At 72.2% G+C, this 11,846-nt stretch carries 13 protein-coding genes; 6 read left to right on the top strand and 7 right to left on the bottom strand.

Translation table 11 applies throughout. The features are described from left to right. Positions 1–191 precede the first annotated feature (191 nt). The gene (locus K6I33_RS23205; protein WP_229356339.1) at positions 192–2,288 is read right to left on the bottom strand and encodes an alkyl/aryl-sulfatase; all 2,097 of its coding nucleotides are present in this window, start codon (positions 2,286–2,288) and stop codon (positions 192–194) included. A 188-nt stretch (positions 2,289–2,476) separates the two neighbouring features. On the opposite strand from K6I33_RS23205, the gene K6I33_RS23200 reads away from it, so the two are divergent. The 4 genes from K6I33_RS23200 to K6I33_RS23185 all read left to right on the top strand — a co-directional run bounded on the left by K6I33_RS23200 (position 2,477) and on the right by K6I33_RS23185 (position 5,656). Continuing rightward, on the top strand, positions 2,477–3,346 hold the full coding sequence (locus tag K6I33_RS23200; RefSeq protein WP_229356335.1) for an LLM class flavin-dependent oxidoreductase: 870 nt from the start codon (positions 2,477–2,479) through the stop codon (positions 3,344–3,346). 153 nt (positions 3,347–3,499) lie between these two features. Then, a complete protein-coding gene (locus tag K6I33_RS23195; protein ID WP_229356334.1) occupies positions 3,500–4,078 on the top strand; it encodes a hypothetical protein in 579 nt (192 codons plus the stop codon). Positions 4,079–4,172: 94 nt separating this feature from the next. Continuing rightward, positions 4,173–4,427, top strand: a complete 255-nt coding sequence (locus K6I33_RS23190; RefSeq protein WP_229356332.1) for an acyl carrier protein — start codon at positions 4,173–4,175, stop codon at positions 4,425–4,427. Next, positions 4,424–5,656, top strand: a complete 1,233-nt coding sequence (locus tag K6I33_RS23185) for a beta-ketoacyl synthase (RefSeq protein ID WP_229356330.1) — start codon at positions 4,424–4,426, stop codon at positions 5,654–5,656. Before K6I33_RS23190 ends, K6I33_RS23185 begins: the two co-directional genes overlap by 4 nt. A gap of 18 nt (positions 5,657–5,674) precedes the next feature. Here K6I33_RS23185 and K6I33_RS36385 read toward each other — a convergent pair whose 3' ends face one another. Beyond that, a complete protein-coding gene (locus tag K6I33_RS36385) occupies positions 5,675–6,727 on the bottom strand; it encodes a helix-turn-helix transcriptional regulator (protein WP_229356328.1) in 1,053 nt (350 codons plus the stop codon). A gap of 247 nt (positions 6,728–6,974) precedes the next feature. On the opposite strand from K6I33_RS36385, the gene K6I33_RS23175 reads away from it, so the two are divergent. Then, positions 6,975–7,991 carry a hypothetical protein gene (locus K6I33_RS23175; RefSeq protein ID WP_229356326.1) on the top strand — a complete coding sequence of 339 codons (1,017 nt, stop codon included), beginning with the start codon at positions 6,975–6,977 and terminating at the stop codon, positions 7,989–7,991. A gap of 61 nt (positions 7,992–8,052) precedes the next feature. Here the strand turns inward: K6I33_RS23175 and K6I33_RS23170 are convergent, their stop codons facing one another. Continuing rightward, the gene (locus K6I33_RS23170; RefSeq protein WP_229356324.1) at positions 8,053–8,766 is read right to left on the bottom strand and encodes a VIT family protein; all 714 of its coding nucleotides are present in this window, start codon (positions 8,764–8,766) and stop codon (positions 8,053–8,055) included. A 164-nt stretch (positions 8,767–8,930) separates the two neighbouring features. Here K6I33_RS23170 and K6I33_RS23165 point away from each other — a divergent pair, with 164 nt between their 5' ends. Next, positions 8,931–9,728: a hypothetical protein gene (locus K6I33_RS23165; RefSeq protein ID WP_229356314.1), complete on the top strand. Its 798-nt coding sequence runs from the start codon at positions 8,931–8,933 to the stop codon at positions 9,726–9,728. 89 nt (positions 9,729–9,817) lie between these two features. On the opposite strand, the gene K6I33_RS23160 is transcribed toward K6I33_RS23165, so the two are convergent. The 4 genes from K6I33_RS23160 to K6I33_RS23145 all read right to left on the bottom strand — a co-directional run. Beyond that, positions 9,818–10,294, bottom strand: a complete 477-nt coding sequence (locus K6I33_RS23160; RefSeq protein WP_229356312.1) for a hypothetical protein — start codon at positions 10,292–10,294, stop codon at positions 9,818–9,820. Positions 10,295–10,441: 147 nt separating this feature from the next. Further along, on the bottom strand, positions 10,442–10,636 hold the full coding sequence (locus K6I33_RS23155; protein ID WP_229356311.1) for a hypothetical protein: 195 nt from the start codon (positions 10,634–10,636) through the stop codon (positions 10,442–10,444). Between the two features lie 71 nt (positions 10,637–10,707). Then, positions 10,708–11,478 (bottom strand): MerR family transcriptional regulator, encoded by a 771-nt coding sequence (locus tag K6I33_RS23150; RefSeq protein ID WP_229356309.1) that lies wholly within the window; start codon positions 11,476–11,478, stop codon positions 10,708–10,710. 58 nt (positions 11,479–11,536) lie between these two features. Next, positions 11,537–11,846: LysR substrate-binding domain-containing protein (locus K6I33_RS23145; protein WP_229356307.1), on the bottom strand; the 310-nt coding region annotated here is incomplete at its 5' end.

The following is an 11,846-nucleotide window of genomic DNA, read 5'->3' as shown; positions in this document are numbered from 1 at the left end:
GTCTGGTCCATCGGGGCTGCCTCCAGGAGTGGTTCCGAAGTGCCGGCTGTCCGGCATATGCCGGGGCGTACGACACCACGATGGCCGTGCGGCCCACCGCGCCGCCAGGGCATCTCACGCCACTTCGTGCCTCTTTCAACGACGGGCCGCCGGCCCCCGCGAACGGTCGCGGGGGCCGGCGGTCGCGGGGGCTACCGGTCGGTCTTGGGCGTGACGATGGGGAAGGAGGGGCGGGGGAAGGTGAGGTAGCGGAACACGGTGTTGGCCACGCTCAGGTCGTCGACCTGGATCACACCCTCCTTCACCTCCTTGTCGAAGTTGACGGTGAAGAGGTGCCCGGAGAGGGCCAGTTGGTCGAGGGCGGCCCGGGAGAGGGTGATGGTGGCGTCGGTCCTCCCCGCCAGGAGGTCCCTGCCCTCGACGTAGATCAGGGCGCCGTTGCGCAGGGTGACGGTGCACTCGCGGTCGGGGGTGCCGGGCTGGGGCACGCCCTCGACCACCTCGGGCGGGTTCCCGGTGACGACCCAGCGCAGCACGATGGGATCCCTCTGCTCCTCGGCCGCCTTCGGGCCGTCGATGCTCTTGGCCATGGCCATGAAGAACTGCTCCAGGCTCATGCTGCGCACCAGGTCCGACGCGCCGTGCTCGATCGCCTTCTGCGGGCCCTTGACGACTTCCTGGGCGCCGGTGAGGTAGAAGTTGCGCCAGGTGCCGTTCTCCGCGCCGTAGCCGAGCTGGGTGAAGACATCGGCCTGGAGCAGTTTGACGGCTTCGAGGGTCTTCGGGTCGACCTGGAAGGCGGGGTCGCCGGTGGCGAAGACGACGTGGTTGAGGAGTTCGGCGGCCCACCGGTACTCGCCGGCCTCGTGCGCCTGGCGCGCGGTGCTCAGGACCTGCTCCGGGCCGCCCATCGCCGCGACGTACTGGACGCCGGACTTCACCGGGGGCAGGTCCCACAGGTGGGCGGGGTTGCCGTCGAACCAGCCGATGTACCGCTGGTAGACGGCCTTGAGGTTGTGGCTGAGGGAGCCGTAGTAGCCCTGGTCGTACCAGTGCTCGGCCAGCCCGCGCGGGAGCTTCTCCAGCTTCTCGGCGATCTCGATGCCGGTGTAGCCGTCGTCGATCAGGCGCAGGGCCTGGTCGTTGAGGTAGGCGTACATGTCGCGCTGGTTGGAGAGGAACTCGACGATGTTCTCCTTGCCCCAGCGGGGCCAGTGGTGCGAGGCGAACTCGGTGTCGGTGTGCTCGCCGAACGTCTGGATGGCCTCGGTGAGGTACTTCGACCAGGCGTGCGGGTCACGGACCTGGGCTCCGCGCAGGCTGAGGATGTTGTGCATGGTGTGGGTGGCGTTCTCCGCCATGCACAGGGCCTTCAACTGGGGGAAGTAGAAGTTCATCTCCGCCGGGGCCTCGGTGCCGGGCGTGAGCTGGAAGACGACCTTGACGCCGTCGATCGTCAGCGCGTACAGCCCCGGCCGCCAGTCGATCACCCACTCCGAGGTGGACCACTTGTCCCTCGGGGTGGGCTGGTGCAGCTCGCCGCCGATGTAGTCGGTCGGCGGGAGGAGCGTGACCTCACCGGTGGAGATCGTCAGCCCCAGACCGGCACCGACCTGGCCGCGCGGGCCCTTGTCGAGGTTGGCCGCGTACATGTACTCCGAGCGGCGCGCCATCGCCGGTCCGGCGAGGACGTTCTCGCTGATCGCGTGCTCCAGGAAGCCGGTCGGCGCGTAGACGCGCAGCCCCTCCGGCGCGTTGCCGCCGTTGTCGGCGAACAGGCCCCGGGAGCCGCCGAAGTGGTCGACGTGGCTGTGGGTGTAGATGACGTGCTTGATGGGGGCGGTGTTCTCGGTGGTCTCGCGGAAGAGCTTCAGAGCGGCTTGTGCCGTCTCGTACGAGGCGAGCGGGTCGATGACGATCAGGCCTGTGTCACCGGTGATGATGGTCATGTTGGACAGGTCGTAGCCGCGCACCTGATAGACGGTGTGGAGCCCGTCGCTCGTGACGTGGAACAGACCGGCGACGGCGGTTAACAGGCCCTGCCGCCAGAGGCTCGGGTTGACCGAGGGGGGACAGTCGGCGGGGTCACCGCCCTGGAGGAAATCGTAGGCCGAGAAGTTCCAGACCACGGTGCTCTTGTCGTCCTTGGAGTAGATCGCGGGGACGTCCGGCTGGGCCAGAAGCCCTCTGGTGGCGTCCTCGAAGTCCCCGGGCGTGGGCGGGATGGTGTTGATGACTTCCTGGTTGTGGGCCTTGACGAACGGGGACGGCTCGCTGGACTCGGGCATACGGCTTCCTCCTCGGGCATGCGGGAACCCCGCACCAAGCTGACGCGGAAAGGGAGTTACGACGTTTGCTGCCGATGCGGTCGCAACGCTAAGCGCCTTCGGAAGGCCCTACAAGAAAGCGATCAGGCCATGGCCAGGACCACGCGGACCCATTGCGGGGGAAGGCGGGCCGGGCCCACGATGCCAGGATGCGGTACTCGGTGAACGTGCCCAACTTCGGCGACTTCGCCGACGCCAGGAACGTGGCGGCCCTGGCCATGGCCGCCGAGGAGGCGGGGTGGGACGGAGTGTTCCTGTGGGACCACGTCGTCCACCACAAGGGCTCCCCGCGCCCCGTCGGCGACCCGTGGATGCTGCTGACGGCGGCCGCGCTGGCCACCACGCGCGTCAGGCTGGGCACGCTGGTGACGCCCGTGCCCCGGCGGCGGCCGCACCAGCTGGCCCGGCAGGTCGCGACGCTGGACCGGATCAGCGGCGGCCGGGTGGTCTTCGCGGCGGGCCTGGGCGGGCCGGTCGAGGACGAGTACGGCAGCTTCGGCGAGCCCACCGACCAGGCCCTGCTCGCCGAACGCCTGGACGAGGGGCTGGGCCTGCTGGAGCGGTACTGGACCGGCGGACCCGTCACCCACCACGGCCGTCACTTCCACGCCGACGACGTGGCACTGCTGCCGCCACCCGTGCAGCGCCCGCGCCCACCCGTGTGGATGGCCGGTTACTGGCCGAACCGCAGGCCCATGCGCCGCGCGGCCCGCTGGGACGGCGCGGTGCCCCTGTTCGGCTCCGCGGGGCACGGCAGCACCCCTCCGGCGGACGAGCTGCGCGACCTGGTGGCCTACGTCCGGCGGCACCGTCCCGACGACCGGCGTGACACGCCCTTCGAGGTGGTCGTCGGGGGTGTCTCCCCCGCGAACGACACGGCCGCCGCCCGGGACCTCATCGGGCCCCTCCTCGACGCGGGCGCCACCTGGTGGGACGAACGGCTCCCCATCCGCGACCCGCGCCTCTCCCACCTCGGCACGGTCCTCCACCGCGTCGAGCAGGGGCCGCCCCGGCTCTGACCCGGCGGCCGGGAACGCCCGGACGACGCCCGACGTGTGGACATGCCGGGCCGCTTGACGACGACTTCAGCGGTCCTCATGGAACCATGCTCCATATCGCCTGAAATATCCCCTTTCTGCACAGCGCCGTCCTTCTTGCCAAGGAGACCCCTCGTGACCCCGCCACGCCTCCTCCTCCGCCCGCTCAGGGCCGCCGCCGCGGCCCTGCTCGCGTCGACGGCCCTCGCCGCCGCCCCGGCCCACGCGACCGCCGCCCCCACCGAGATGCGCACCGTCCTGCGCTGTCGCATCGCGACGGCCACCGAACGCCCGGTCACGTTCTCCCCCGAACTCACCCGCCAACCCCGCACCATCCGGGTCACCGGGACGTTCCGCGTGACCCACTGCACCTCGCCGGACGGCTCCGAACCACGTCTGCGCGGCGGGATGGCGATGATCCAGGGCAATGCCCTGGCCAGTTGCGGTGGCGCCTCGGGCATCACCGGCTCCGGCAGGATCGTCTGGTACGACACCGCGGGGCGCCGCGCGGGCGTCTCCACCCTCCAGCCCCTCCGGGACACGGTGAAGGGCCACAACCCCGCCGACGCCTTCCTCGGCGGCAAGGTCACCCGCGGGCCGCTCACCGGGGCGTACGTATCGGGCAGCGCCACCCCCACCAGCGACGTGAGCCAGTGCGCCGGTGCGGGCCTGCGCACGGTGCGCGGCACGGGCAGGGTCAGGTTCCTGCGGTGAGCCGCGGCCGTCACCGACCCGTGCTTCTCGTGCTTCACCCCGTCCCCCGTGCCCTGACCGGCGGAACCGTCCACGACCGAAAGGACCACACGTCATGAACGACACCTACGCCGTCATCCACTCCATCCTCACCACGACCTTCCGTGTGCCGGACCACGAGGTCGGCCCCCAGGCCACGCTGGAGCAGCTCCAGTTGGACTCCCTCGCGCTCGCCGAGTTCGCCCTCATCCTCGAGGAGCGGATCGGGGTGAAGCTCGACAGCGCGCACGCCACCCGCCTCACCACCCTCGCCGAGGTCACCGAGCACCTGGACGCCCTGCGGCGCGGGGAGGCGGTGGGAGCCCCGTGAATCCGCCGGGGCCGCCGGTCGCCGTCACCGGTCTCGGCCTGGTCACCCCGGCCGGGGACGGTGCCGACGCCACCTGGGAGGCCGTCCTCGAAGGCCGTGGCACGGCGGCCCGCGACCCCCTGCTCGACGGCCTTCCCGTGGACTTCTCCTGCCGCGTGCCCCTCGGTGAGGACGCCATCGACCGTCGCGTCGGGCGGATGTCCTGGCGCATGGGCAGACCCGCCAAGCTCGCCGTCCTGGCCGCCCGCGAGGCGGTACGGGACGCGGGGCTGGACCCGGCCGGCTGGGACGGTTCGCGCGTGGCCACCGTCATCGGCTGTGGCATGGGCAACCTGGAGAAGGTCGAGGAGCAGTACCGGTGTCTGGGACGACGCGGCGCCGACGCCGTCTCGCCGCTCGCCATTCCCATGATCATTCCCAATCTCGGCGCCGGCGAGGTCTCCATCGACCTCAAGGCCCGGGGGCCGAGCCTCGCTCCCGCGACCGCCTGCGCCTCCGGTGCCACCGCCATCGCCGTGGCACGCGACCTGCTGGTCTCGGGGGCGTGCGACGTGGCGGTGGCCGGGGGCGTGGAGGCGGCCGTCAGCCGTCTGTCGGCGACCGGCTTCCGGAGCATGGGCGCCCTGTCCGGACGGACCGACGCGATCGACGAGGCGTCCCGTCCGTTCGCCCCCGACCGCGACGGCTTCGTGCTGGCCGAGGGCGCCGGCGTCCTCGTCCTGGAGCGCGCCGGGGACGCCGCCGCGCGCGGCGCCCGCCCGCGCGCCCTGCTCGCCGGCTGCGGCAGCACCACCGACGCCCACCACCCCACCGCACCGCCCGGGGGAGCCCCCGGCGCGGAGGCCGCCCTGCGCGGCGCGCTCCGCGAGGCCGGGCTCGCCACGTACGAGATCGGGCATGTCAACGCGCACGGCACGTCCACCCCGCTCAACGACGCCACCGAGGCGGCGCTGATCGCCCGGGTCCTGCCGCACCGCCCCAGCGTCACCGCGCCCAAGGGCGTCCTCGGCCACACCCTCGGCGCGGCCGGGGCCATCGAGGCGGCGCTGACCGTCCTGACGATCCAGCACCGCCTCGTACCCCCGATCGCCAACCTCGCGGCCCCCGCGCCGGAGTTCGGCATCGACTGCGTGACCAAGCTGCCACGCCGTCAGGACGTCCGCGCGGCCGTCAGCCACTCCTTCGGCTTCGGCGGCCACAACGTCGTGCTCGTCCTCGCCGCCCCCTGACCATGGACGGTGTGCCCGTCACGCCCCGAGCGTGGCGAGCAGTTCGTCCCGGCCGCTGACGCCCGTCTTGCGGAACACCGTCTTCACATGGGTGTTGACCGTGTGCAGGGACACGCTCAGGCTGCGGGCGATCTGTTTGGGGGCCGCGCCGGAGTGGAGGTGCTGGACGATCTGGCGCTCGCGGGCGGTGAGGCCGTACCAGGCCGAGAACACGGGCAGCAGCAGGTCCCCGGTGGCCTCCTGGAGGATCACGGCGACATCGCCCGTGCCGTCCGCGTCGAGCGGCTGGGCGTGCACGGCGACCCTGCGGCCGAGGAACGCGGCGGGGCTGCAGGCGACCGGGCGCGGAGCGCTCGGATCGATCAGGTGGCGCCGGGCGGCGAGGGTGATCTCGCGCATCGCCACGACCGGCATCCACTCCGGCGCCAAGCCCCGCGCCGGGTCGATCTCCCCCAGCCACGCCCGCGCTTCGGGGGTGAGGGAGCGCACCTCGTTGTCGGCGCCGACGATGACGACCCCGGCCGGCAGATACGGCCGGGCGGTACGGGGTTCGCCGGCGGTGGCGTACCGGCGCAGCAAGGTGATCAGCGGTGCGGAGATCCGGGCGAGCCGCTCGGCGTCGTCGGGGCCGAAGGCCCTGCCGCCCTCCGACCGCAGCAGAGCCAGCAGACCCCACAGGCCCCGGCTGTCCCGGAGCAGCAGGCGCAGCTCGCACCCGGCACCGTGCGCCGTCAGGATCTCCCGGGCGCGCCCATGCCCCGGAGCCCCTGCCCGGGCCACCGGCGTGGCGCGGTCGTCCCCACCGATCAGGCCCACCGGCGCCGGCAGCCGGGCGACGTCGACCGGGCTGAAGGGGTCGTCCCCCAGATAGGACTCGTGCAACTGGTCCCGGACGAGGCCGGGGCTGAACGCGTGGAGGAACCCGAACGAGACCGCTCCGGTGACCGGGTTCATCCCGAACAGCCGCAACCCGTCGTGCGCCACCCAGGGGCCGATCGCCCGCGACACCAGCTCGGCCAGTTCGTCCCGGACGAACAGCTCCCCCATCGCCGCCTCCAGACGGCGTGTCACCTGGGACACATCTCCGCGCACCGGATACCGCCAACCGAAGTCCTCCTCCGGCCCTCAGGATGCCGGGGCGCGGGGAGGGCGGGAAGCTCCCGGCCCGCTGAGCGGACCGGGACCGCCCGGCATAGCACGGTCGCGGCGCCGCGCCCACCTCCCCAATTCTCGGGATTACGGGCGGAATCACGGCCGGGCCACAGTCAGGTGTCCGCCCATGCGGACAGCAAGGACCGAAGAACTGAAGGAGGAGATCATGCGAAGCGTCATGCGCGGCCCGGCGAGATCGAAACCCTTGTTCGCCCTGCTCACCTTTCTGCTGGCCCTGACCGGGGTACAGCTCGGCGGCTCCGCGACAGCGGCCGGCCGCGCTCCCCTCGCACCTCCGGGGAGTTCCGCGCAGGGGCGGTCCGCCGAGGTGGCGAGGTATCACGACGCGAGCGGCCGCGTGACCGTGGCGGTGTTCAGTGAACTCGCCCAGCCGGCCCAGTCGGTCTGGACCGACCACCGGGTCCAGGTCACCGACCCCTCGATGATCGCGATCGGGGGCGGCGCGACGGGGGCGGAGTATCCCTACGGCGCGTACCTGACCGCCTCCTATCCCAGCAACGACCTCGGCTCGTGGATCGTGTCGTCCAAGGACCACAACGGCAGGCGGCAGGCGCACGAGCTCAACGGCTACGCGATCGGCCTGAAGATCGAGGGCGTGGACAGGGACCAGTTGCGCGCCTGGGTCAACTCGTGCAGCAGCTCCCGGGCCAGCGGCGCTCCCGCCCATGCCCCGCAGGCCACCGCCGGCATCAATTCGGACCGGTGCGTGATGCTCGGCGGCGGCTTCAAGGTGGACTGGCTGAAGGACGGCAACATCGCCACCGCCTCGTACCCCGCCATGGCGTCGTCGTCCTCCTCGGGCGCGACCTGGACGGTGCGGTCGAAGGACCACATGGTCAACGATCTCGCCAGGATCACCAGTTATGTGATGGGCATCCCGAAGTCGCTTCCGGTCGGCACCGTGCTCTCGCGCGCCTTCTCCGGGGCGGGAGGCTCGGCGCAGCACCCCACCGCCTCGGCGCAGGTGGATGACGGATGGTCGCTGACCGGCGCCGGGGCGCGGGTCTTCTACCACGCCGACGGCAGCCTGCTGTGGAACCTCCAGCCGGTCGTCAACGACACGCAGCAGTACGTGACCGCGTCCTCCAAGGACCACGACAGTCCTGATGCCGCGTCGATCGTGGCCTGGGCGATCGCCATCCGGCTCGTTCAGCCCGCGTGAGGCGACAGGGTGTGCGGTACCACGGCCTGACCTCCTCCCCCGCTCCTCGCGGGGGAGGAGGTCAGACGGCCGAACCCAGCAGTGTGCCGACCCCGTACGTCACCGCCATGGCCAGCGCCCCGCCGATCACATTGCGCAGCACCGCCGGGCGGGTGGTGGCGCCGCCGAGCCGGGCGCCGGCCCAGCCGGTGGCGACGAGGGCGGCGAGAACGGAAAGGACGGTCACCGGCAACCGCCAGTCGGCCGGTGGCAGGACGATCAGCAGCAGGGGCAGCAGAGCGCCGGCGGTGAAGGAGAGGAAGCTGGCCACGGCCGCGGACCAGGGGTGGGTGAGGTCGTCCGGGTCGATGCCGAGCTCCACGCGCGCGTGCGCCCGCAACGCGTCGTTCCTGCTGAGTTCCCGGGCGGCGGCGTCGGCCACGCCATGGCTCAGTCCGCGCCGCTCCAGCGCGGCGGTCAGTGCCGCGAACCCGGCTCGGGGATGCGCGCGCAGCTCCTTCTCCTCCAGCTCCAGCGCGGCCCGCTGCGCGTCGCGCTGGGCGCAGACCGACACGTACTCGCCCGCGGCCATCGAGAGCGAACCGGCCAGCAGCCCCGCCAGCCCGGCGGTCAGCAGGGTGCCCCGTTCCTCGGTCGCGCCCGCGATGCCGACGACGAGGCCGGCGGTGGACACCACTCCGTCGTTGGCGCCGAGGACCGCGGCGCGCAGCCAGTTGAGCCGCCCCTCGGTGGCCTGGACGGGCCCTCCGTGGTGCGGCGAGTCCTGATCGCTCACGGGGCATCACTCACGGGGCAAGGATCCCGGCGGGCCGGGCGGGGCCGGTGCGCGGCGCGCCGGAAGGCGTCCGATCGGCCGTTCGGCGGCAATGATGAACCCTTAATGTCCGATGGATGTCGGCCAGTTGGCGCGTGCACTCCCTCTGTGCCATAAAAGGTGACATGGCGGATACGTTCAGGAACGCCGAGGCCGAAATCAAGATCATCCTTGCCGGTGGGACGGCGGAGGACGCGTGCCGGTCCCTGGGGCTGGAGCCCGGGAACGGGAAGCACCTCAGCATCTACTTCTGGGACGCCCCGCGGGAGGACGGCGACAGCATCCGTCTCCCGCTGGCGGAGGCCGGGGCCATCATCCGGCTGCGCACGCCGGACAGGGGCGGCAAGGACAACAAGGACGACAAGGGCAACAAGAGCGACATCACGGCGAAACTCCGGCCGTGCGACCCTGCCGCGCTGCCCCCGAAATGGCGCGAGAACCGCGGTGGGAAGGGGTGGGAGTTCAAGGTGGAGGAGGACTGGAGCGGCAGCGACCGCGTCTGGTCGGCCTCGCTCAAGGTCGACGGGAACTTCGAGGCGCCCCTCGCCGGCGACGGCGACGGGACCACCGCCTGGCCGCCCCCGCTCACCCCCGGCCAGCGCGACCTGCTGGCGCAGGCCGGGGTCACCGACGACGGGCTGCGGGACGCCGTGGCCCTCGGCCCGGTCAGGGCCGTCCGGTGGAAGCCCTCCCGGCCGGACCTCGGCCGGCCGCTCACCGCCGAGTTCTGGAGCGTCGGCGACGACGGCCCGCGCTTCCTCGAACTGTCCCTGCGCGCCCCGCACGCCGATGCCCCGAGCGCCCAGGAGCTGCTGGAGCGCACCATACTGGAGCGGGGTCTCCGGCCCGCCCCGCGGCAGGCGTCGAAGACCCAGACGGTCATGACCGTGCTCGCCCGGAACCATCTGCGCCGGCCGGTGTGACACGTCCGGCGGTCGCGAGGCGACCGCCGGACGCCGGTTCGATGTCGTCGATCGAAGTAGTCGTCGACCGACGTCGTCGACCGTTGTCGTCAGTGGGCCGTGCGGGTGTTCCAGATCGCCTGGCTGCCGTCGTAGATCACGACATTGCCGTCGTCCTGGACGGCCAGGCGCGACCCGGGGTGACCGGCGGTGCCCGAGTTCCAGACGGCCTTGCCCGAGCGGGTGTAGACCACGAAGTTGCCGTCCTCCTGGAACACCGCCCGCCAGCCGCTGTTGACGGTCCTGGAGTCCCAGCGGGCCCGGCCGAACTCGTCGTAGACGACGAGGTTGCCGTCGGACTGCATGACCAGCTGGGCGGTGTCGGACGTCACCGACTGGCCTCTCTCGAGGACGAACGGAGCGTAGAGAACCTGGCTCGCCATGGTTCTGGCGCCGCTCGCCTGGGCCGTGGCGGTCGTGCCGGTCGCCGAGGAGGGGTGGCCGGGAGTGGCCGCGCTCGCCTGGCCGGTGAGGGTGATGGCCATCAGTGCGGCGGCCGCGAGTGTTGTGGCGGTCTTCTTCCCCACGAAAGGGTCCCTTCGTCGAGTAGTTCTTCCACTGGGCCCCCGAGGTAGGGGGGCCGCAGACGGACTCTCGCAGCTGCTCCTGCCGCACAGGACCACTCCGTCCCCGGATGACGGATTCGCGTTGTTCTTTGGCCAAGGATTGAGCGTTTAACGAGTCACCGCCCTCCCCAGCCGTAGGTAGGTGACGACGGCGTGGACGGCGAGCGCCACCGGCAAGGCCGGGAGGACCTCTCCGGGGACCTCGCCGAACGCCGCCAGGAGGGCGAGGAGCGGAACGGTCAGCACGGTGGGGAACGTCGCGATCAGCGCGAGGCGGACACGGGTGGTACGGCGGTGGCTCACGGCCGGGCTCCTTCGGCGGAAGCGGGGGAAGCGGGGAAAGGCAAGGTGGTCGGCAAGGTGGTGACGAGGTCTCAGACGGCCCGGGCGGCGCGGGCCGCGTCCAGGTAGTCGGCCAGCTCCCGCCACTCGTCGGCCGGGGCGTCCGGGTCACCGGATACGGCCGCCGGGTCGTCACGCCACGCGGCCCGCACACCGGTGGCGATCCCCGCGTCGCCGCCGGTGAACAGCGTGCTCAGCTCGTCCATGCGCGCCACCAGGCGCCGGACCTTCGGATCGGTGGGCGGGGTCCCTGCCGTACGGAGCCGGTCGGCCCGGCGGTGGAGCTCCGGCCACTCGATCTCCAGCAGATAGTGGGTCGCGGGCCCCAGGGCGGCCGCGCGCGTCTCCAGCACCCGCATCTGGTCGTCGTCCAGGTGGCGGCGCAGCGTGTGCTCGCCCTCCGGGCCGGTGCCGCCGATGGCGTGCAGCGCGTCGAGCAGCATGCCGGTCGTCGGGTACTGGTCGGCCGCCAGTCTGTCGCCGAGGCGGCGCAGCCGTTGCCGCAGGACGTCGAGCGCGGCGATGGACGCCTCCACCTTCGCCAGGTGGTCGCGGACCAGCCGCCCGGGGTCCATCCCGGCGTCGAGGCAGACGGCGATGGTCTCCAGACCCAGCCCCAGGCCGCGCAGCGCGAGCACCTGGTAGAGCCGGACGAGGTCGTCCTCGGTGTACTCCCGGTGTCCTCCGACGGTGCGCCGCGAGGGGCTGAGCAGGCCGATGGTGTCCCAATGGTGCAACGTACGGACGGTCAGCCCGCTGGCCTCGGCGAGCGGACCGACCTTCCAGGTCGTGGAAGCGGTCATGGGTCAACCATGCGTCCTCACGCCACGTGAGGTTCAAGCCGGGAGGGCGGCCGTTCCGTCAGACGCTCACCGTCTCGCGCACCACGGCGAGGAAATCCGCCGTCCGCGGGTGCGTGGGCTGCGCCGGGTGGGCCACGTACACGGTGGCGGCCGGGGCGTCGGAGACGGGGACGTAGGCCACGCCCGGGTAGCGGTGGCTCTCCCGGGTGCCTGCCGCCGCGATGCCGACGGCGTCGCCGGCGGCGATGGCGGTCAGCCACGCGTCGACGTTGCCGACCGCCCTCACACGCTCCGGCCGCCGTTCCCTGGGCCACAGCTCGGCGCTCGCCGCGCCGGTCTCGGGGCAGGCCACGAGCGTCTCGTCGGCG

The organism is Streptomyces sp. UNOB3_S3 (genome assembly GCF_020740895.1).
Classification (GTDB): Bacteria; Actinomycetota; Actinomycetes; order Streptomycetales; family Streptomycetaceae; genus Streptomyces.
The sequence above is the reverse complement of the archived record's forward strand: the minus strand, read 5'-3'. Positions and strand labels throughout refer to the sequence as shown.